This window comes from Dysgonomonas sp. Shenzhen-Wh21 (assembly GCF_043392705.1).
Taxonomy (GTDB): Bacteria; Bacteroidota; Bacteroidia; order Bacteroidales; family Dysgonomonadaceae; genus Dysgonomonas.
Genome location: NZ_JAIXHZ010000132.1, coordinates 1 through 21456, shown reverse-complemented (window position 1 = coordinate 21456; position 21456 = coordinate 1). Strand labels below are relative to the sequence as shown.

Annotated in this window: 17 protein-coding genes and 1 riboswitch; of the genes, 10 read left to right on the top strand and 7 right to left on the bottom strand. The window is 38.0% G+C overall.

The genetic code is table 11. From position 1 onward, the window contains the following. Window positions 1-14: 14 nt before the first annotated feature. Together LDB17_RS09290 and LDB17_RS09285 are read left to right on the top strand one after the other, a co-directional pair. Window positions 15-1109 (top strand): AAA family ATPase, encoded by a 1095-nt coding sequence (locus LDB17_RS09290; protein WP_393925003.1) that lies wholly within the window; start codon window positions 15-17, stop codon window positions 1107-1109. Next, window positions 1109-1825 carry a DUF4276 family protein gene (locus LDB17_RS09285; protein ID WP_252638134.1) on the top strand — a complete coding sequence of 239 codons (717 nt, stop codon included), beginning with the start codon at window positions 1109-1111 and terminating at the stop codon, window positions 1823-1825. The genes LDB17_RS09290 and LDB17_RS09285 overlap by 1 nt, the downstream gene beginning before the upstream one ends. A gap of 19 nt (window positions 1826-1844) precedes the next feature. Here LDB17_RS09285 and LDB17_RS09280 read toward each other — a convergent pair whose 3' ends face one another. Then, on the bottom strand, window positions 1845-2699 hold the full coding sequence (locus tag LDB17_RS09280; RefSeq protein WP_252638132.1) for a metallophosphoesterase: 855 nt from the start codon (window positions 2697-2699) through the stop codon (window positions 1845-1847). Then, window positions 2689-3312: an inorganic pyrophosphatase gene (locus tag LDB17_RS09275; RefSeq protein ID WP_135105191.1), complete on the bottom strand. Its 624-nt coding sequence runs from the start codon at window positions 3310-3312 to the stop codon at window positions 2689-2691. The genes LDB17_RS09280 and LDB17_RS09275 overlap by 11 nt, the downstream gene beginning before the upstream one ends. A gap of 573 nt (window positions 3313-3885) precedes the next feature. Here LDB17_RS09275 and LDB17_RS09270 point away from each other — a divergent pair. From LDB17_RS09270 to LDB17_RS09255, 4 genes are all read left to right on the top strand, one after another. Next, a complete protein-coding gene (locus tag LDB17_RS09270) occupies window positions 3886-4335 on the top strand; it encodes a dCMP deaminase family protein (RefSeq protein WP_006842865.1) in 450 nt (149 codons plus the stop codon). Further along, window positions 4336-6057 (top strand): S41 family peptidase, encoded by a 1722-nt coding sequence (locus LDB17_RS09265; RefSeq protein ID WP_252638131.1) that lies wholly within the window; start codon window positions 4336-4338, stop codon window positions 6055-6057. Between the two features lie 173 nt (window positions 6058-6230). After that, a complete protein-coding gene (locus tag LDB17_RS09260; protein ID WP_252638130.1) occupies window positions 6231-6788 on the top strand; it encodes a 5-formyltetrahydrofolate cyclo-ligase in 558 nt (185 codons plus the stop codon). Window positions 6789-6896: 108 nt separating this feature from the next. Beyond that, complete coding sequence (locus LDB17_RS09255) at window positions 6897-8036, top strand: hypothetical protein (RefSeq protein WP_252638129.1); 1140 nt, start codon at window positions 6897-6899, stop codon at window positions 8034-8036. A 54-nt stretch (window positions 8037-8090) separates the two neighbouring features. Here the strand turns inward: LDB17_RS09255 and tsaD are convergent, their stop codons facing one another. After that, window positions 8091-9107, bottom strand: coding sequence for a tRNA (adenosine(37)-N6)-threonylcarbamoyltransferase complex transferase subunit TsaD (gene tsaD / locus LDB17_RS09250; protein WP_252638128.1), 1017 nt, complete (start codon window positions 9105-9107; stop codon window positions 8091-8093). 175 nt (window positions 9108-9282) lie between these two features. Here tsaD and LDB17_RS09245 point away from each other — a divergent pair, with 175 nt between their 5' ends. Together LDB17_RS09245 and dnaB are read left to right on the top strand one after the other, a co-directional pair. Next, entirely contained in the window at window positions 9283-10272 is a 990-nt protein-coding gene (locus LDB17_RS09245; protein WP_252638126.1) for a hypothetical protein, read from the top strand. 94 nt (window positions 10273-10366) lie between these two features. Then, window positions 10367-11884, top strand: coding sequence for a replicative DNA helicase (gene dnaB / locus LDB17_RS09240; RefSeq protein ID WP_252638125.1), 1518 nt, complete (start codon window positions 10367-10369; stop codon window positions 11882-11884). Window positions 11885-12066: 182 nt separating this feature from the next. Here the strand turns inward: dnaB and secDF are convergent, their stop codons facing one another. The 4 genes from secDF to LDB17_RS09220 form a co-directional block, all read right to left on the bottom strand. Continuing rightward, window positions 12067-15054 carry a protein translocase subunit SecDF gene (gene secDF, locus LDB17_RS09235; protein WP_252638124.1) on the bottom strand — a complete coding sequence of 996 codons (2988 nt, stop codon included), beginning with the start codon at window positions 15052-15054 and terminating at the stop codon, window positions 12067-12069. Window positions 15055-15318: 264 nt separating this feature from the next. Beyond that, window positions 15319-16974: an AMP-binding protein gene (locus LDB17_RS09230; RefSeq protein ID WP_252638123.1), complete on the bottom strand. Its 1656-nt coding sequence runs from the start codon at window positions 16972-16974 to the stop codon at window positions 15319-15321. A 42-nt stretch (window positions 16975-17016) separates the two neighbouring features. Beyond that, window positions 17017-17571 (bottom strand): helix-turn-helix domain-containing protein, encoded by a 555-nt coding sequence (locus tag LDB17_RS09225; protein ID WP_006842856.1) that lies wholly within the window; start codon window positions 17569-17571, stop codon window positions 17017-17019. A 12-nt stretch (window positions 17572-17583) separates the two neighbouring features. Continuing rightward, window positions 17584-18525, bottom strand: coding sequence for an RluA family pseudouridine synthase (locus tag LDB17_RS09220; RefSeq protein ID WP_252638122.1), 942 nt, complete (start codon window positions 18523-18525; stop codon window positions 17584-17586). A 213-nt stretch (window positions 18526-18738) separates the two neighbouring features. After that, window positions 18739-18921: riboswitch (cobalamin riboswitch) on the top strand. Window positions 18922-19013: 92 nt separating this feature from the next. On the opposite strand from LDB17_RS09220, the gene LDB17_RS09215 reads away from it, so the two are divergent. Both LDB17_RS09215 and LDB17_RS09210 read left to right on the top strand, forming a co-directional pair. Beyond that, window positions 19014-21005, top strand: coding sequence for a TonB-dependent siderophore receptor (locus tag LDB17_RS09215; RefSeq protein WP_252638121.1), 1992 nt, complete (start codon window positions 19014-19016; stop codon window positions 21003-21005). A gap of 12 nt (window positions 21006-21017) precedes the next feature. Next, window positions 21018-21456: DUF5074 domain-containing protein (locus LDB17_RS09210; RefSeq protein WP_393925002.1), on the top strand; the 439-nt coding region annotated here is incomplete at its 3' end.

Here is a 21456-nt window from a genome sequence, read left to right as displayed (position 1 = left end):
TTGAAGCCAAGTATATACTTATATGTGTTTTCACCCTCAGTAATGATGATTATGCTTATTTTGATAATCTAAATCTTTTGGTGGGCAAAAACGCATCCGGAAAAAGCCGGACATTAAATCTTATAAGACAAATTGCGAACTTATTTTCGGGACAGATTAGTTTAAAACAAACTGTTAGTCCTAGCGAAAACTTTGAAATCATTTTTACTGAGGGTGAAAACACATATAAGTATATACTTGGCTTCAAAAACAGGACTATCATCACAGAGGTTCTGATGTTTGATGACAAAGTCTTATTGGATAGGGAAAAGAAGATATTCATCGATCTTGAAAATAATAGAGTTGAAGCGGATGTGTCAGATAATCAACTGGCCATTACTTTGCAAAACGACGAAGAGAAATCTTATTATGAAAGTTTTGTAGAGTGGGGGAGGTCTCTCCGAAATTACATGTTTGCAAACCAGTTGGAGAAAAAGAAATTGGTGAAGGACTACGTCGGGGAGGAAAACAATAAAGATATTGATGACCCGGAGACTTTGATTCACGCTTTCTACAAAGGGAGAGAGCTGTTCGGTGAAACCTTTATATCAGAGATTCTGTCGAGCATGCAGGATTTGGGCTATGATATTTCTAAAATCGATATAGAAGAGGTTGACGGACTTTACGGACTATGCGTTGAAGAAGATTGTAAATATACTGTTTCTCAACGTGAAATGTCTCAAGGCATGTATCGGGCTCTGTCTTTATTGATATTGTTGCATTATGCGAAATTGAAGAATATTTCATTTTGTATGTTGATTGATGATATTGGAGAAGGTCTTGATTTTGAAAGCTCGAAGAAAATAACAGACATCGTTATTAAGAAGGTGAACAAATCCAATATGCAATTCTTCATGACCACAAACGATCGCTACATTATGAATCAAATACCGCTTCGCTATTGGTCTGTAATAGGTAGGGACCATAGCAAATCGATATTCTACGATTATACAAATTCGAAAGATACTTTTGAAGACTTTAAATATACGGGACTTAATAACTTCGATTTTTTGGCCACAGACTTTTACCAGAAAGGTTTTGGCATTATGGATGAGGATAATAACGTTTGATGAGACGCATTGCTTTTTTCGTTGAAGGACAGACTGAGCAGATTTTTATAAATCGCTTGATAAAGGAAGTCTTTGGCTATAAACAGATTAATATTATTCAGAAACAATTTCGTGGAGGTTCTAATATACCCAAACAAGAGATTGTTCGGAACTCGTCATTTTCTCGAAATCCGAAGTATGAAGTGCTTATTTTTGATTGTGGCTCAGACAACAGGGTAAAATCGGAGATATTAGATAACATTTCTAACCTTCGACAAAGAGGGTATGAAATGATAATCGGTGTCCGTGATCTTTATCCTATACCGATAGATGATTTGGAGAAGCTGGAAAAAGGTTTACGCTTCTTGCCGAATAAGCTGAGAGCAGATGCTCCGTATTTTGATATTGTAATTGCAATACACGAAATAGAAGCGTGGTTTATGGCGGAAACGAATCACTTCAAGAGAATAGACAAACGGCTGACAGGACGATTTATAAAAGATAGGCTTGGGTTTGATCCTTATGTCATAAACTCAGAATCGAGAGTACATCCGGCTAAGGATCTGGATAATATCTACAGGCTTGTAGGCAAGTCGTATACAAAGAAATATAATGCTACGGTGAGAGTTGTAAATAAACTAGACTTTAATCGTCTCAGGCATCAGGTACGTTACGATGTCGGCTCTTTGAACAGGCTTTTAAGTGTGATCGATAACTTCAAAGGAAGTAAGAAATAGGCAGTTTTTTACTCTTGTCTTATTTCTGCTCTAGCGTTATTTCTACAATTTCGGGTTGTGCGAAAAAACGGAATGGAAATCCGCCCATACCAACGCCCGAAGTAACATATAATTTTGTTTTACCCTTTTCTTTCCAACCATACCTGTATTTTTGTCCCGTTTGCATATATTCAGGATGATTGGTTGCCGGCATAATGGGAGCATACAATCCAAAAAGAGTTATTTGTCCCCCATGTGTGTGACCCGATAGCATAAGGTCTACAAGGTCTGTGTCTAGCAATTCCATGTAGTCGGGGTTATGAGACAGCAATATGCAGAAGTTGTTTTGCTTCACATCACTGATCGTATTGTCTATAATCTGCACATCTTCCCAAAGATCTCCTACACCTCCGATTTTTATACTGTCATTACCTTCTTTTATCCAGTATGACTCATTGTCGCAGATATGAAAGCCACAATTGCTAAAGCCTTGCTGTATTAGCTTGGCATCTTCCCAGTGGTCATGATTGCCCAATACTGTGTATACTCCGTATTTACTTTTCAGCTTTCTTATTTCCTCAAAGAAAGGATGTGAGTATGTTGTGTCTTTTAAGGTATTATCCCCTCCGATAAACACCATGTCGGGGTTTCGTTCATTGATTCTCTCTACCAGACGTGCCACGTCTTTACCCGTGAAATATTTTCCGGAGTGAATGTCCGATACAAAGATTATCTTCTTTCCTACAAAAGCATCGGGAATATCTTTGCTTCGGAATGTCAGCTCTTTCAGCTTTATATTTCGTGCTTCCAGATAGCCATATATAAGACAGATACTGGCAACCATTACGGCTGCCAGCGAAAAATAAGCCAGATATTTCTTCCTCTTATTTGTCACTCCTATATTTGTTATCGTAGTCTTTTATAGAACGGCGTATAACCTCGTGTGCTGTTTTTACATCGTATGTGCCTGTAAGGATACATCGAGGAGACTTGTCTCCGGGTAAATCCTTATAGGTGGTAAAGTAGTGTTTCAGACGGTCTATTACCATTGGCGGTACGTCCGATATATCTTTGTATGCACCGTAGATAGCATCATTTTCGAGTACAGCAATAAGCTTATCATCGGCTTTGTTGTGATCTAATAATCTGAAACCTCCTATCGGTCTGGCTTTCACTATTATATCTCCATGTGTGATGTCTTTCTCAGTCAGAACGCAAATATCTACAGGGTCGTTATCTCCTTCTATATCAGTTCTTCCCAATTCATTGTTTGTAAGCTCTGCTACAAGGTCGGCACTATATGTTTGAGGGATAAACCCATAAAGGGCAGGGATGATGTTTGAGTACTTCTGTGGTCTGTCGATGCTAAGGTAACCGGTTTCTTTGTCAACCTCGTATTTAACTGTGTCGGTAGGTACTATTTCGATAAAGCATGTTACTACCTGAGGTGCATTGCTTCCGGCATTTATTCCATGCCATGGATGTGCTTTAAATTGATGGTCGTTCATAACAAATCTTAAAAACTTATAATGTATATCCTATTTTTGCTGCAAATTTAAAGCAATATTTTTGTTTCACCTAAAATACCGACTTTTATAACTCAATACCTTTCGGTTACGAATTTCCAAATTCAAATCACTATCTATAAAAAGGTAACAATATTTACAATATTCTGCTTTGCCGATTATTTGCTGTAACCAATTGATATATTACGTCTTGAAGCTGTATTTATTTGCAAAAGGTGACAAAAGTAACACCTTTCGAACCTTATTTCACTGTCACTTTATATCTTCCTTTACACTTGAATGAATATTCGGATAGAATTAATTTAATGATTTCTTATAATAGCGATGTTTTAGCTTACAATCTATTTTAATTATTTCAAAGATCTCTATAAGAGATAATTCTGATAAGAAAAAGCAATGTTGTAGACCTTCTTTTATCTATCATTTATAAATAAAATTTAATATGCCTCTACAATGCCTAAAAAGGTAATTTGTGGATTATATAAAAATTAACTAAATACTTTAAATCGTGAACTTTTCATTATCTTTGTGTTCGAATTTTTAGAACGTAATTTCATGAGCGATGACAAACAAAGGTTGCTCGACGAGCGATACATGAGAATGGCGGCTATTTGGGCCGAAAATTCGTACTGTAAGCGCAGAAAAGTAGGAGCCCTTATTGTAAAAGATAAAATGATTATATCCGATGGGTATAATGGTACTCCTTCAGGATTTGAGAATATTTGCGAAGATGAAAACAACGAAACCAAAGCATATGTTCTGCATGCCGAAGCTAATGCAATCACGAAAGTAGCCTGTTCGCATAACAGTAGTCTTGGGGCTACAATGTATGTGACTACATCGCCTTGCATAGAATGTGCAAAACTTATAATTCAGGCGGGCATAACGCGGGTTGTGTATAATCAGAAATATCGGCGTACAGATGGAGCTTCTCTTCTCGAACGTGCGGGAGTAGAGGTCGTATTTATAGATATAGAAACTAACACAGAGGGATCGGAAGATTAAATGGAAAGCGATAAGAACTTGAACAACAATTGGGAAGGGACAAACAGCAAAATGGCAGAGAACAATAATAGTAGTAAAACTAAAAAAGGAGGAAGGGGTATTTATATCTGGCTTCCGTTGTGCATTGCTGTAAGTGTTGCTGTTGGTATCTTTATAGGAAATGCTTATTCTATATTTGGTTCGGGAAGCGGATTTTTAGGGCGAAAAGGCAATAAGCTCGACGTTGTACTCGACTATATCAATAAGTCTTATGTGGATACGGTAAATGTAGATGCGCTGATCGAAAATGCTATACCAACCGTATTGGCCGGATTAGATCCGCACTCAGATTATATTAGTGCAGATATTATGAACCGCAAAGATGACGAACTGGAAGGTCATTTTAGTGGTATCGGTGTTGAGTTTATTATATTGAATGATACGCTGACAATTGTAAAAGCCATACCGGGAGGACCTTCTGAAGCTGTCGGTATACAGGCCGGAGACAGAGTTGTAACTGTGAATGACTCTCTGTTTGTGGGCAAAGGAATAAATGAAAATAAAGTGTACAGCACACTCAAAGGACCTGAAAAGACCCAGATCAAAATAGGGGTGAGGAGACAAGGGCGTGATGAGTTGATTCCATTTGTAGTAACCAGAGCCTTTGTGCCGGTGAAGAGTGTGGATGCATCCTACAAGCTTGATAATAAGATAGGATACATAAAGGTAAGTAAGTTTGGCAGCACAACATATAACGAATTTATTTCGGCAATAGCTAAATTGAAAAGTCAGGGTTGTGAATCTTTTGTTGTAGACTTGCAACAAAACACAGGAGGATACATGGAAGCTGCCATAATGATGGTGAATGAATTCCTTGCCAACGGAGAGCTTATCTTGTATACTGAAGGAAGAGCTTATCCTCGTGAAAATTATTATGCTGATAATTCGGGTACATGCAAGCAAAGCCAGATTGTGGTTCTTCTCGATGAAACAAGTGCATCAGCCAGTGAGATATTTGCCGGAGCTATACAGGATAACGATAGAGGCTTGATCGTCGGTCGCCGTTCGTTTGGTAAAGGATTGGTACAGGCTCAATATAAGTTCAACGATGGTTCTGCTATGCGACTCACAATTGCCCGATATCATACACCGTCTGGTAGATGTGTACAGAAGGCATACGAAAAGGGAGACCGTCAGACATATAGTATGGACTTGTATAACAGATATAGCCGAGGAGAATTTGACAATAGAGATAGTATCAAGTTCGATAATCTACCTCTTTTCCATACTCTTTCGGGAAGACCGGTGTATGGTGACGATGGCGTTTTATCCGATGTTTTTGTTCCTCGCGATACGACAGGTATCAATTCGTACTACATGCGAGTAGCGAATAAAGGGTTGCTCAGAGAGTTTAGCTATGTGTATACCGAAAAGAACAGAGATAAACTGAAGAGCTTTAAAACATGGACTGATGCTGCAAAATATTTATCTACACAGCCTATTGTCGATAATTTTGCAGACTATGCCTATACAAAGGGAATCCGTAAACAGCCATATTTGATAGATGAATCGCGCAAGCTTCTTCAAACACAGCTCGAAGCATTTATTATACGCAATTTCTTCAGCGAAGACAATTTCTATGAAATGTTCCAAAGAGATGAGCAGATGATAAAAGAAGCGGTAAGATTGCTCAAGGCTAATAAGGCTACGCCTGATGCCATAAAGAAAGGAGCATATAAATAATGAGGATTGGTTATGATATAATATAAAATAGAAGGATAAAAGTAGAACTCTACTTTTATCCTTTTTTCTTGTATTCGTTCTATTTAAGTAGAAATTAGAAAAAGAAATGTATTTTTGTTGAAGGAATTAATTATACAAACAAAATATCTCCAACGGAACAAAGAAAATAAAGAATGAATATAGCACAGCAAAAAGAAAAACTGAGAAAAGAAATATCCTTGTTAAAGAAACAATATTCGGCTGACGACCTACACAATCGTTCGGAAGAAGTATTATCGGTTTTGGAAATAACAGGAGCATTTCAGCAGGCAAAAACTATATTTATTTATAATAGTATGGGGGATGAGGTACAGACCCTCGATTTTATAAACCGTTGGAGTGCTGAAAAGAATTTCTACTTGCCAGTTGTGGTTAAGGATGATATTGTTTTCAGAAAATATGTTCAGGATACCACATTGAAGCAATCTTCGTATGGTATAATGGAACCATTGGGTGATAATTTTACCGATTATAAAAAGGTGGATTTAATTATTGTCCCCGGTGTAGCCTTCGATCGAAAGATGGGGCGTCTGGGCAGAGGTAGGGGGTATTACGATCGCTTCTTGTCTCTCGTTTCGGCTCCTAAAATGGGTATATGTTTCGAATTCCAACTTCTGGATACTATCCCTGTTGATACGAATGATATAAAGATGGATTATATTGTCTCTGAAAATGAATTTATTTGGAAATAAAGAAATATTATTTCATTTAATTATGAGTTTAAGGGGATATATTAAATAAATAAAAAATCCATATATTTGCGTTCTGAAAATAAGTTTATTCTCCATATTATTTAATCTATGTCTATAATCATTAAGGAGGTTAAAGAAGATGATAAAGCTTTGAAAAAAGCATTTATTAAATTTCCTACCGATGTTCTTTATAAAAATTCTCCATATTATGTACCTTCTCTCGTTCTGGATGAACTGGGTACGTTGAATGAAAAAGAGAATCCCGCATTCGATTTTTGTGAAAAACAATTGTTTTTGGCATATAGAGATGGCGAGATCGTTGGCCGTATTGCCGGTATTATAAATCACACAGCGAATGAAATCTGGAATCAAAAAAATGCACGCTTCGGATTTGTTGATTTTATCGACGACAACGAGGTTGTAGATGCCTTGTTCGATGCGGCAGGGAAGTGGGCGAAAGCCAAAGGTATGAATGTTATAGTAGGACCTATGGGCTTTACCGATTTAGATCACGAAGGCTTGCTGATTGAAGGTTACGACCGAGAGTCGACAATGTCTACAACATATAGTTATCCGTATTACAGAGAGCAGATAGAACGCCTCGGATTTGAGAAGGACGCCGACTGGAATGAATATCGGATACCTGTTCCTGATTCTGTTCCTGAAAGGCATCAGCGTATCGCTAATATGGTGATGCAGCGATATGGTTTGAAGGTACTTAAATTTAAAAGCCTAAAACAAATAACGCCATACGTAAGTAAGATATTTGAACTGTTGAATGTTGCTTATAAGCCTTTATATGGCTTTGCTCCATTGACACAACGTCAGATAGACTACTATGTGAAAATGTATGTGCCATTGCTTCGCTGGGATTTGGTATCGATAATAATTAAAGAAGATACCGATGAGGTAGTTGGATTTGGTATAGCTATGCCGAGCCTTTCTCGCGGACTTATTAAATCTCGCGGACGATTCCTTCCATTTGGTTGGATAAATCTTTTGAGGGATCTCAAAAGCAAGAAAAATCCAGTCGTAGACCTTCTGCTGATTGGTATCTCGCCCGAATATCAAGGAAAAGGTGTAAACGCTATCATCTTTAACGATTTTATACCATCAGCACATAAGTGTGGCTTCAAGTTTGCAGAATCAAATCCCGAGTTGGAGATGAACAACAAGGTTGCTTCTCTTTGGGACGGATTCAATGCTGAGAATCATAAGAAAAGAAGAGCATATAAGAAAAATATATAAATAGAAAAAGGATTGTCTCGGTAGGCAATCCTTTTCTTTTTCTACTGTCTCTTTTTACATTACTACCCTCGAGTATGGAGCAGCATCCATAGAGCAAAAATCTTTGTCTAAATACTTAAAATAACCGGTAATGGCTATCATTGCCGCATTATCTGTTGTATATCCAAAAGGAGGGATATGTATTTTCCAGCCATAACGTTTTGCATGATCTTCGAAAGCTGTACGAAGCCCCGAGTTTGCAGATACTCCTCCGGCTACGGCAACCTCATTTATATTGTAATCTTTGGCTACTCGTCTGAGTTGTTCCATCAGTACATCTATGATTGTCTTTTGTAATGACGCACAAAGATCTTCTTTATTCTTATCAATAAAGTCAGGGTCTTTTTTCAGTTCATCCCTCAAGAGGTATAGAAAAGAAGTTTTCAATCCGCTAAAGCTGTAATTATAACCCGGTATATGCGGCTTATTCAATTTAAACTTGGTAGGATCGCCTTCTTTTGCCAATCGGTCAACAACAGGTCCTCCGGGATAACCCAGTCCCATCACTTTCGCACACTTGTCAAAAGCTTCGCCGGCGGCATCGTCGATTGTTTGTCCTACTATCTCCATTTCGTTGTATGACTTCACAAGAATTATTTGTGAATTTCCACCCGAAACCAGTAGGCACAAAAATGGATATTGTGGTTGGTTATCATCGTCTTTATTCTCTTTGATAAAGTGAGCCAAAACATGTCCGTGCAGGTGGTTAACATCAACCATCGGTATATTTAGTGCCGACGATAGCCCTTTAGCAAAAGATGTACCCACAAGCAACGAACCCATAAGTCCCGGACCTCGGGTAAAGGCAATTGCGGACAGATCTTCTTTGTTGACTCCGGCCTTTTTTAAAGCCTGATCTACCACCGGTATAATGTTTTGCTGGTGTGCTCGTGAAGCCAATTCGGGAACAACACCCCCGTAACTTTCATGAACCTTCTGGCTGGATATTACATTTGACAAAAGCACCCCGTCTTGTATAACGGCTGCTGCAGTATCGTCACAGGAAGATTCTATTCCTAATATAGTTATCATTCGTTGGATTTATTTTTTTTTCTATAATAGACTATGCTTATTACTTGCGCCAAAATATATAATATATTGTTACATTCTTAGTTATAACATTATGCATATATGTTTGTTTATAAAGCGGAACAAAATTAAAAAATATAAATTATCTTCGCAAAGAAGAAATCTTAAAAGGGAATAAATGAAAAATATAACTTACTTATTAGGTTTTATTATAATATCTTTCATCGGCTGTTCGGGCACGGTGAAGAGCGACAACAGGCATTCAGCACAAGAGAGAGTATCCATTATACGCTTCGATAAAGATATATACAATTATATACAACACCCTGATGCCGCAACAGAAAAATCTCTGACCGAAAAATATCCCTTGTTGCTTCCTGCTTTTGGGCAAATCGCCATGAAGACCAGCGATCAAGCGACGTTTTTTCCTCAACTTAGAGATTACTTTGCGAATGAAGACTTACTCAAAATATATCAGGATGTATCTACAAAATATGCAGACGTATCTGTATATGAAGATAAGTTGACTGCGGTAAACGCTTTGGTAGAAGAAAATTTTCCCGGTAAAAAACTACCTCGGTTAGCGATGCATGTCTCAGGTTTCAGAGCAAATGTAATTATCGTAAACAATCTTATATCTCTCTCGATAGACAAGTATTTGGGTAGTGACTATCCGGCTTATCAAAGTTTCTTTCAACCATACGAACGCCTTCAAATGCAGTCTGAGGATATTGTAAAGGATTATATCAAAGCTTGGCTGATAAGTGATATTATAAAACCTGCCGATCACGAAACTCTTCTGTCTGCTATGATAGATGAAGGTAAAATTTTGTATGCACTATCCATTCTGCTTCCCGGTGAGGATACCGACAATCTGATAGGATATACATCCCAACAATCAGCTTGGTGCAAGAATAACGAGAAAGATATTTGGCAGAAAATAGTAAAAGAAAACTATCTTTATTCTACCGATCACATGCTTATCACTCGTCTCACCAATGATGCCGCTTCTACAACCGTAGTATCACCGCAGTCTCCGGGGCGTGTAGGTGCATGGATAGGCTGGCAGATCGTAAATCAGTATGCCAATAAGAAGGGATTCTTGCTGGAAGATATATTATCTATGGATGCGCAAACAATTTTGAAAGGCGCCAAATATAACCCGTAAAAAGTTATTAACATCTTGTTCAAAACTTAAGTCTCCATTCAATATTATTTATTTTATCTTTGAATAAAATTTATGGAAAGGGGAGTTCAGATAAATGGCAGAGTCAAATTTTAGGAATCAGGGAAAACGCAAACCAAAGGAAACAACTTTAGTTCCGGATATAGGAAAAATACAACCACAGGCCAGAGAGTTGGAAGAGGCCATACTCGGAGCTCTAATGCTAGAGAAAGATGCTTATTCGGTTGTTAGTGATATTCTTAAACCAGAAAGTTTTTACGATTCCATTCATCAGATTATATACAGAGCAATAGTAGATCTGGCTGTACGTCAGGCACCGATCGATATGCTTACTGTTGTCGAACAATTACGCAAAGATGGAGAATTGGAGACAGTGGGAGGGCCTGTATATATAGCTCAGTTGACCGAAAAAGTGGCATCTGCTGCCCATATCGAATTTCATGCCCGTATTATAGCTCAAAAATATCTTGCGCGCGAACTTATCTCTTTTTCCTCAAATGTTACAAGTAAAGCATTTGATGAAACAGTAGATGTCGACGACCTCATGCAGGAAGCTGAGAGCAAACTGTTCGAGATATCGCAGGGCAATGTGAAGAAGGATGTGACGCAGATCAATCCGGTCATCAAAGAAGCCTTACATTTACTTGAAATAGCGGCAAACCGTCCTGAAGGGCTAAGCGGTCTGGAAACAGGGTTTACTCCGCTGGACAAGATAACTTCGGGTTGGCAAAACTCCGACTTGGTAATTATTGCAGCTCGTCCGGCGATGGGTAAAACCGCATTCGTGTTGTCAATGGCCAAAAATATGGCTGTGTCTTATAAATATCCGGTAGCATTATTCTCTCTCGAGATGTCGAACGTACAGCTCGTAAACCGTCTGATCGTCAATACATGCGAAATACCGGGCGAAAAGATAAAGAATGGGCAGTTACTCCCTTATGAGTGGGAACAGCTCGATTTCAAAATAAAAGAGCTTTACGACGCACCGTTATTTATAGATGATACCCCGAGTTTGTCAGTTTTCGAACTGAGGACAAAAGCACGCCGTCTGGTCCGTGAGCATGGCGTTAGGATTATCATAATTGACTACCTCCAGCTAATGAATGCCAGCGGTATGAATTATGGTAGCCGCGAACAAGAGGTGAGTATGATATCTCGCTCATTGAAAGGATTAGCAAAAGAATTAAACATCCCAATCATTGCCCTTTCGCAGCTTAACCGTGGGGTTGAGGGGCGTACAGGAGCAGAAGGAAAGCGTCCGCAATTGTCTGACCTCCGTGAATCGGGAGCTATCGAGCAGGATGCCGATATGGTATGTTTTATCCACCGCCCTGAATATTATAAAATATTAGAAGATGATAAAGGTAACTCCTTGATAGGTCTTGCCGAAATTATTATAGCAAAGCATCGTAATGGTGCTACAGGCGATGTATTGTTACGCTTCAAGAGCGAGTTTGCCCGTTTTCAAAATATTGATGACGATTATAATTTTGGAGCAGGTCAGCAGTTCTCATCTAAGATCAACAATCACCCTGTGGCAGAACAACCACCACACCCTATGCAAGGAGGTGGTAATGACTTTGTTCCTTTCTAGCCCGAACAGAATACACATCTTAGTTATATAATAAGAATCCTTTCATCTTTGTAATGAAAGGATTTTTTTATTGATAATCTTTCTTGAAAGCTTAAATATATATTCTTTAGTTTCTACAAAAAAATAGAGGCTGATTACATTGTTTAATCAGCCTCTATATCGAAAAGACAATTTATTTAGTTTTATTTCGCTTCAATTGCATTATCCTTATTCTTTTCTTCTTTCTTGAAGATAGCCCAAGCTATTGGGGTAGCAACGAATACAGAAGAATATGTACCGATAATAATACCGATGAAGATCGCAAATGTGAAGCTTCTGATAGTATCACCACCTAATAAGAAGATACAGAATACAACCAACATAGAACTCAATGATGTATTCATCGTACGTCCTAATGTTGAGTTCAATGCCTCATTAATAGTTTCGGTTATATTGCGTTTTGGATACATGTTTCTGATCTCGCGGATACGGTCGAAGATTACAACCTTGTCATTGATAGAGTAACCTACTACTGTCAACACCGCAGCAATAAACGACTGGTCTATTTCCATCGAGAATGGCATTATCTTATATAGTAAAGAGTATAAGAAAATAACCAATACAGCATCGTGTGCTACTGCGAAGAATGTACCTGCCGAGAACGCTATGTTGCGGAAACGTATAAGGATATAGACAGCCATACATATTACGGCAATCACAACTGCGATTGTAGCAGCGGTCTTCAAGTCGTCGGCAACACTTGGCCCTACACGTTGAGAACTTTGTATATAGTTGTCGATTGTTGTATTTGGTGCCAAATATTCTTTCAATGCACTAGTCATTTTAGCTCTGATCTCTGTTTCTACAGCATCTGTTGCTTCTTCTACTTTGTAGTTTGTAGTAACACGCACCTGACTTGTTGTAGAAGATTGCGTTGCTGATCCACTAGTCAATACAAGAACCGTAGAACCTTGGAATTCTGGAACTAGTAGTTTTTCTATATCATCAGCATTTACATTCTTATCGAAACGGATCAAATAGTTTCGTCCACCTGTAAAGTCAATACCTCCGTTCAATCCATTGATAAATAATGAAGCCAATCCTGACACCAAAATGATGGCAGAGAAGATAACAACCTTTTTGGTCATTCCCAAGAAATTGATATTTGTATTCAAAAACAGTTTCTTAGAAAGAGATGTAGAGAATGTAAGATTTCTGAATTTACCTTTTTCGAGCATATATTCATAGAATATACGTGTCAGGAATACAGAAGTAAGGAACGAAGCAATGATACCAATTATCAACGTTGTAGCAAATCCTTGTATCGGACCTGTTCCGAAGTATGCAAGAATGATGGCTGTAATTACCTGAGACACGTGACCGTCGAAGATAGCAGAAAATGCATGTTTGTAACCGTCTACTACGGCAACTTTCACGTTTTTACCCGCTCTTAATTCTTCCCTTGTACGCTCATAAATCAATACGTTAGCATCCACAGCAAGCGCAAGTGCCAATACAAGCCCTGTTATACCCGGTAGTGTCATTACCGCTCCAAAAGCAGCTAGAATACCTATGGTGAAGAACAAGTTGACAATTAGCGCCGAGTTTGCGATTAACCCCGGTATCAATCCGTAAATAACGCAGATATAGATCATCAATAATACCAAGGCTAATAAGAATGAGAATATACCGGCAGTAATAGCTTCCTGTCCGAGAGATGGCCCTACAATATCTTCTTGTACGATATGTACACCTGCTTTCATCTTACCAGACTTAAGAACGTTCTCTAAGTCTTTTGCATCATCTACAGTAAAACGACCTGTGATCTGAGAACGGCCACCTTCAATTTTATTTTGAACGTTTGGTGCAGAATATACAGATCCATCAAGAACGATAGCGATGCTTCTTCCTTGCTCAGCTCCTGTAATAGTAGCCCAACGTTGTGCTCCTGTAGTATTCATCTGCATATCTACTTCCCATGCAGAACCGTGTTGAGATTGGTCAGCTTTAGCCGAGATCACAACATCTCCGTCAAGAGCCGGACCTTTTTTAATACCATCACCACGAAGAGAATATAGTGCGAATTGTGTTTCTTTTGCATCTTCAGCTTTGAAGCCCCAAGCAAATGTTAAGTCGCCAGGGTACAAATCTTGATATCTGTGTAAAATTCTATTTACGGCAGCTGTATCTGTTTTATTTACAAAACCGACGATAGCTCCACCTGCAAAGGTTGTAAAGTAGGAGCGAAGAGGTTTTGTAAATCCTAGATTATCGGTGCTTTCTACTTTTACAGAGTCTGTGGTCGCAGCAGCTAGAGAATCTGTAGCTACAGGTGCAGTAGTACCATTTGCAGCTAACACTTCTTTCGAACGCTGATCCATCAACTCAATATAGTTTTGGATTTCCTGTAGGTTGTATGTTTTCCAGAACTCAAGATTTGCGCTACCTTGCAATAGTTTCTTCACACGTTCAGGTTCTTTAACTCCCGGCAATTCGATTAGTATACGTTCTGCACGGTCTAGTTTCTGAATGTTAGGAGCAACTACCCCAAATCGGTCGATACGCGTACGCAACACATTGAATGAGTTATCAGCAACGCTTTGCAATTCTGTTCTTAAAACAGCTACTACTTTATTATCATCATCGGTAGGAGATACCTGATCTCTCAGTTTTGTACTGAATATCGATGCTAATTTGTTATTGCCGTTACTAGCTTTGAATTTATCAACAAAAATAGAGATATAGTCTCGGTTACTTCCTTTTCTGTTTTCGTCCGAAGCCTGTCCTAAAGCTGTTTGAAACGCCTCATTGTCGGGATCTCCAAGTGAACGAAGTACTGCGGCAGCGTCTACTTCCACAATAACACTCATACCACCTTTAAGGTCTAGCCCGAGGCCAATTTCTTTCTCACGGCATTCTTTCAGAGTATAGCCGATGCTATCTCCAATGCCAAGGATACCTTTAGGCCAAACTTTCTCTGTAGACATTGAGTCTATGTAGAAAGTATATTGCTTATTATACAACTCATCATAGAGTAGTTGATCGCCTTTTGCATGCTCCGTAGCGTATGCAGCTGCGTATTCTTCCGCTTTCTTATCGTAACTTCTTGTTACAAACGTAAAAGACAAGTAAAACAAACAAACTAATGTTAGGAGTATTGCAAAAGTAATTACAAAGCCTTTGTTTTGCATTTTGGATTTTACTTTTTGTTATTTAATTATATTATTTCTATTTTCTTCAAAATTAATAAAATACACATATATCCCGGACACCTCTTTTCAATAAAATGAGGCCTAATGGAGATATATGCACACTTTTAGGCGTGCAAATATAATCTTTTATTCTTTACAAATCATAATAAATATAAAGAAATTAGAGATTAAGCAAATATGCAAATCGGTAGATAATAGTTTTATACTCTATGCCGATAAACATACTCTTGCATTGATGTATTACTAATTTTCTTCCTGTTTTCTTATTTCCGCTCGTTTGATCTTTCCACTAATCGTTTTAGGTAGTTCTTCAACAAACTCGATAATACGAGGATATTTGTACGGAGCTGTAACCTTTTTTACGTGGTCTTGTATCTCACGCTTCAGGTGGTCATTGGCTTTGTTCTTATAGTCCATAGCTAATACAATGGTCGCTTTTACTACCTGTCCGCGTATTTCGTCCGGTACTCCGGTGATAGCACACTCTACAACAGCAGGATGTGTCATCAAAGCACTTTCTACTTCAAAAGGTCCGATACGGTATCCCGAACTTTTAATAACATCGTCTATGCGTCCTACAAACCAATAATAGCCATCTTCGTCGCGCCAAGCCATGTCTCCCGTATGGTATACATTATCATGATACACCTGTTTTGTTAGTGCCTCGTCACGATAATAACCCATAAATAGACCTAGTGGTTTCCATTTGTCGGTCTTAATAACAACTTCACCTACTTCGCCATCTTCTACCGAGCGACCGTCTGCTGCTATTAAGTCCATATCATACGCCGGATTGGGTACACCCATTGCTCCGGGTTTTGGTTCCATCCATGGGAAAGTAACAATAGTCGGCGTGGTTTCAGTTTGCCCGAAAGCCTCCATCATCTTTATTCCTGTACCTTTATAGAATGCCTCGAAAACAGATGGATTGAGAGCTTCACCTGCTGTAGTGGCGTACTCCAACGAAGATAAGTCGTAGTGAGACAGGTCTTCGCGAATCATAAAGCGGAATACTGTCGGAGGTGCGCAAAAAGAAGTGATTTTATGTTTCTCTATAAGGTGTAATACCAATTGAGGTGTAAATTTTTCATGATCAAATACCATTACAGCCGCACCGGCTATCCACTGTCCGTATAGTTTTCCCCAGACGGCTTTTGCCCATCCCGTATCGGCAACTGTAAGATGCAGGCTGTTTTCGTGCAGGTTGTGCCAATATTTAGCTGTTACAATATGCCCTAAAGGGTAAGCAAAATTGTGAATTACCATTTTCGGTTCTCCTGTTGTACCTGAAGTAAAATACAGCAGAGAAATATCATCATTGGTATTTACATGATCGGGACGTACAAAAGGCTTCGCTTCTTTTATTCCTTTATGGAAATCGTTCCATCCCGAAGGTATATTTTCCCCGCATGCAATAAGGCACTTCACTGTTGGCGACTCCGCCATTGCTTCATTTATGTGACTTATGACAGTTTCGTCATTTACACTCAGGATTGCTTTTATACTTGCCGCATTATTGCGATAAACGATGTCTTTTTTTGTTAATAGATGAGTCGCCGGAATCGCAACAGCGCCTATCTTGTGCAGAGCTATAACAGCAAACCAAAATTCGTAGCGTCGTTTCATGATAAGCATTACCATATCTCCATGTCCTATGCCTAACGACTGAAAATAAGCAGCTGTACGGTCGCTCTGTTCTTTGATGTCTGCAAATGTGAAATCGATGTGTTCTCCCTGGTCATTTCCCCAACAAATAGCTCTTTTGGTAGGGTTTATTCGTGCCCATTCATCAACTACATCATATCCAAAATTAAAATTATCAGGAATCTCAACGTGATAATGCTTTGCAAAATCTTCAGTTGAAGTAAAATGAATTTGTTTTACAAATTTTTCCAACATTATATAATGGTGATTAATCTTTTAGTAAATGAAAATACCAGCTTACAGCACAACAGCAATAAACTTCACTCGCTTTCCGTCCAAAGCTTTCATTCCATGGGGTAGGCTTGAATCGAAGTAGATACTATCACCTTCTTCCAATATCAAATCTTTCCCATTTATTTGTAAAAGCATCCGTCCTTCAAGGATAAGGTTAAACTCTTGCCCGGTATGTGTGCTATGATGTATCCTTACACTATCTTGCTTGGGTTCTACTGTGACTTCAAACACATCAGCCTTTCGATTGTTAAATCCACCGGCTAGCGTCTGATAGCTGTAATCTGAAACACGCTTCACAGCTAAACCTTTTCCCTTGCGCGTCAAAAAATAGCTGCTCATGCGAGGTTCGTCGGCAAACATCAGTACAGAAACATCTATATTATGTTTCGAAGCAATGTTTTTCAGTGTACTGATAGTCAAATCTTTTCTCCCTTCTTCATATTCGAGGTATACCACAGGATCGATACCACATGATGAAGCGAACTCTTCGGTCGTCATATCCAAAGCCTCACGGAGGCCTTTCAGACGCTGACCTATCTGCTTAATATCTTCATTCATACCTAAAATGTATTAAATTGATTCCTCTTTTTCGGGCTTATCCTTTCTTTCTTTTTGTGTTTCGGATATTAGTATTTGCATTGCTTTAGGGATGCCGGCTTTAAATTCAAGCAATTCCCCTGTTCTTGGATGTTTCAAAATTAGTCCCCCGGCATGAAGGGCAATTCTTTTGATCGGATTATTTGAAGCACCATATTTCTTATCGCCAACAATCGGATGTCCGATCTGTTGCATGTGTACTCTTACTTGATTTTTGCGTCGTGTTTCAAGGTCAAAATCCAATAATGAATAGCCACCTTTCGATTTTTGTGTCTTGTAATGAGTAACAGATTTCAGTCCTCCGTTATCGATAAGAGATGACATCATTACAAAGTTCTTGTTCTCGGTAAGCCACGATGTTACAGTTCCATTTTTAGGGTTCGGACGTCCTTCTACAATTGCCATGTATGAATACTTAGGTACAAGGTTGTCCCAGTTTTTCTGGAAAATATCCTGGAGCTCCATGTCTTTCGCAAAGATCATAAGTCCCGAAACTTCTCTGTCGAGGCGATGCAGAACATAAACACGTGCTTTTTTATCTTTTTTCTTTACGTATTCATTCAGAGAGTTATATACAGTGCGTGACTTTTCCTTATCTGTAGCTACAGATAGAAATCCTGCTTCTTTTTCGATGACGAGTAAGTCGTCGTCTTCAAATACAATCTTTAATCCCTTCAATCTCTTTTCTTTTCGAGACTGATCGTATTTCATAACAGAGACCTTATCTTTTGCCTTCAGTTCGAAATCGAATTGGGTGATAAGCTTTCCGTTTACTTTGATTTGTTTATGTGCAAGAAGCGATTTCACTGCGTTGCGGCTTTTACGTACTTCTTTTTGGACAAGGAAATCTAGCAATTGAGCCGGTTGATCAACTTTTATTTCCTGCAATACTTTATCTCTGGTTGTATTCCTCATTTCATTTATATATGAATATGAAACAAAGGTAAGCGTTTTTCTTTTAAGATAAACACAACATTAGATGTCGATTTACAAATATTAATTTAAATCATGGCTGCTTAAGGTTGGAGAATTTTAATGCATAGAGGCATAAAACACAGGATAATATCTTTCGCATGAAGCATGCTAGTGGAATTAACATTTATATTTTGTCTTTCAATATAATTTATCCTTACCTTTGCAGCACTTTGTTTCGTTTGTTAACGAATTAAAAGGGAATCAGGTGAAAATCCTGAACAGACCCGCTGCTGTAAGCTCTGTAAAGCTTGTGCAACATAGCCACTGTTATTCAAAATGGGAAGGCTGTACAAGTTGGAGTAAGTCAGAAGACCTGCAAAGTAATAGTTCGGACAGCTTTCGAGGAATAGAGCTTAAGAAACAGTGTCAAGATTATATAGTCTTTTCTTTGTTCTTATCGAAAGCATTTTATTGAATAATTTGTGAAGATGAGGACTTTTTTATTCTCCCTTATATTTTTATTTGTAGTAGGCTGTATGCATGTACAGGCTCAGATTAATGATAGTCTCAATGCAAAGAAACTGTCAGAGATAGAAATTTCTGCACAGATCAAACCTTCTGTCTCACGATCTACAACTCCACTTCAAGTGATTGATAATACAGAGATTGAACGAATAGGAATACTGTCCGTGTCTGATGCTGTACGTCGTTTTTCGGGAGTTACAGTAAAAGATTATGGAGGTATTGGAGGTATGAAGACTGTCTCAATAAGGGGGATGGGGGCACAACATACTGCAGTTAGTTATGATGGTGTTACGATGAGTAATGTTCAATCCGGACAGATTGATATCAGCCGTTTTTCGTTGGAAAATGTTTCCATGATAAGTCTCTCCATTGGTCAATCTGACGATATATTCCAATCTGCACGATCATATGCATCAGCCGGCTTATTAGAGGTAATAACATCAAACCCTGCCTTTAAGAATAAATCATATAATGGAAATATACAAGTTAAAGCTGGTTCTTATGGGCTTTTCAATCCTACTGTCTATTATGCACACCGACTGAATAAGAAATTCTCTCTTTCGTTAAATACAGGATGGGAAAGAGCAGACGGAAGATATAAATTTACATTTAAGAATGCCGACCAGACAGAAGAACGTAAGCGTAGAAATTCGGATGTCAATATCTGGCGTACAGAATTAAACCTTTATGGGAGTATGGGTAAAGCTGGCGAGCTGAAATTTAAGGTAAATTATTATGATTCGGAGAGAGGTTTGCCGGGTTCTGTAATTTTCTACAGAGACGACAATGAAGAAAGAGTCTGGAACAAGGATTTGTTCTCCCAGCTATATTACAAAAATAAAGTTAATGATAAAATAAGTATAAAAGGACAATTAAAATTTAGCCGCAACCATTATAAATATCTGTCAATAACCAATAATACAGCAGAAAACAAACAAGAAGACCGCATCACTCAGTATGAATACTATGCATCAGCAGGTATGATATGCAAACCTCTTAAATATCTATCTATAAGTTTATTTGAAGATATATTTCAGAATAGATTGAACAGTAATTTTGAAGATGTAGACAAGCCGAAGAGAATTTCATCACTCACAGCTTTGGCTGCTCAATTTACTAATAAATATCTAACCGTAACCGGAAGCCTTTTGGCTACTTATGTTGATGAAAGTCTTCAAACGGGAGAGTCACCTGAAGATAAGAAAAAGATAACGCCATCTATAAGTGTATCATACTTACCTTTCGAAGAAGCCAATTTAAGACTTCGTGCATCTTATAAAAAGATATTCAGAGTGCCAACTTTTGATGATATGTATTACATACGCATGGGCAATATAAATCTAAAACCGGAATATGCTACACAATACAATATAGGATTGACTTGGACAAAAAAAATATCTGAGACCATTGACTTTATGAGTGTATCTTTAGATGGTTACAGAAATAAAGTAGATGATAAAATTGTGCCTTTTCCTACAATGAATATTTTTAAGATGCGCAATTATGGAAAGGTAGATATGACTGGGGTGGATCTGAATACGCGTCTCCATGCATTGTTAACATCTCAAATATCATTAAATATCACAGGTAATTATAGTTATCAGAGAGTTATAGATGTAACAGATAAAAATAGTAAAAACTATAAAGATCAAATCCCTTACACACCGCGTCATTATGGTTCGGCATCGGTAAGTTTAGAAAACCCTTGGTTAAATTTTGCCTATACTGTTATTATATCAGGCAAACGTTACGCTCTTGATCAGAATATACCAAAAAATGAGATAGAATCATATACAGATCATAGTATTTCACTAAATAAGTCTTTTATATTAAATAATAATAGCTTACGCCTCCAACTCAATTTAATTAATCTGACAAACAAGAATTATCAAATTGTACAATATTATCCTATGCCGGGACGATCTTTTACAATATCAGCTAATTATAATTTTTAAATATTTATTCATATGAAAATAAATAAAATTTTTTACGCATTTCTCTTTGTAGCATTAGTTTTAGGATTCGCATCATGTAGTGATGACGAAGGCTATCCTGTTGTTGAACCACCTATTGTTGAGCCACCTGTTGTTGAACCACCTTTGGTAGGAACAGGATCATATATATTAAATAGTGGAAAAAGCGGAAGTAATAACGCAAATATTGCTTATTACGACTATGAAACAGGAAAGGTTACTTACAATGTCTTCGAATCAATAAATAGTAAAGGACTGGGAGATACTGGACAAGATATAATAACTTACGGAGATAGAACTTATATAGCAGTATCAGGATCTGCTGTTATTTATGTTTTGGACAAAACGGGTAAAATATTAAGTACTATAGAATCTACTAAAGAAGGAAAAAAGCAACAGCCGAGAAATCTTACAGCTTCAATTTTTAAAGTAT

Bases quoted from the DNA above. Each gene is read 5' to 3' on its own strand.
- LDB17_RS09265 (WP_252638131.1), top strand. From the start codon at position 4,336: ATGGAAAGCGATAAGAACTTGAACAACAATTGGGAAGGGACAAACAGC.
- dnaB (WP_252638125.1), top strand. From the start codon at position 10,367: ATGGCAGAGTCAAATTTTAGGAATCAGGGAAAACGCAAACCAAAGGAA.
- LDB17_RS09270 (WP_006842865.1), top strand. From the start codon at position 3,886: ATGAGCGATGACAAACAAAGGTTGCTCGACGAGCGATACATGAGAATG.
- LDB17_RS09220 (WP_252638122.1), bottom strand. From the start codon at position 18,525: ATGAGGAATACAACCAGAGATAAAGTATTGCAGGAAATAAAAGTTGAT.
- secDF (WP_252638124.1), bottom strand. From the start codon at position 15,054: ATGCAAAACAAAGGCTTTGTAATTACTTTTGCAATACTCCTAACATTA.
- LDB17_RS09275 (WP_135105191.1), bottom strand. From the start codon at position 3,312: ATGAACGACCATCAATTTAAAGCACATCCATGGCATGGAATAAATGCC.
- LDB17_RS09245 (WP_252638126.1), top strand. From the start codon at position 9,283: ATGAAAAATATAACTTACTTATTAGGTTTTATTATAATATCTTTCATC.
- LDB17_RS09230 (WP_252638123.1), bottom strand. From the start codon at position 16,974: ATGTTGGAAAAATTTGTAAAACAAATTCATTTTACTTCAACTGAAGAT.
- LDB17_RS09255 (WP_252638129.1), top strand. From the start codon at position 6,897: ATGTCTATAATCATTAAGGAGGTTAAAGAAGATGATAAAGCTTTGAAA.
- LDB17_RS09225 (WP_006842856.1), bottom strand. From the start codon at position 17,571: ATGAATGAAGATATTAAGCAGATAGGTCAGCGTCTGAAAGGCCTCCGT.
- tsaD (WP_252638128.1), bottom strand. From the start codon at position 9,107: ATGATAACTATATTAGGAATAGAATCTTCCTGTGACGATACTGCAGCA.
- LDB17_RS09260 (WP_252638130.1), top strand. From the start codon at position 6,231: ATGAATATAGCACAGCAAAAAGAAAAACTGAGAAAAGAAATATCCTTG.
- LDB17_RS09285 (WP_252638134.1), top strand. From the start codon at position 1,109: ATGAGACGCATTGCTTTTTTCGTTGAAGGACAGACTGAGCAGATTTTT.
- LDB17_RS09215 (WP_252638121.1), top strand. From the start codon at position 19,014: ATGAGGACTTTTTTATTCTCCCTTATATTTTTATTTGTAGTAGGCTGT.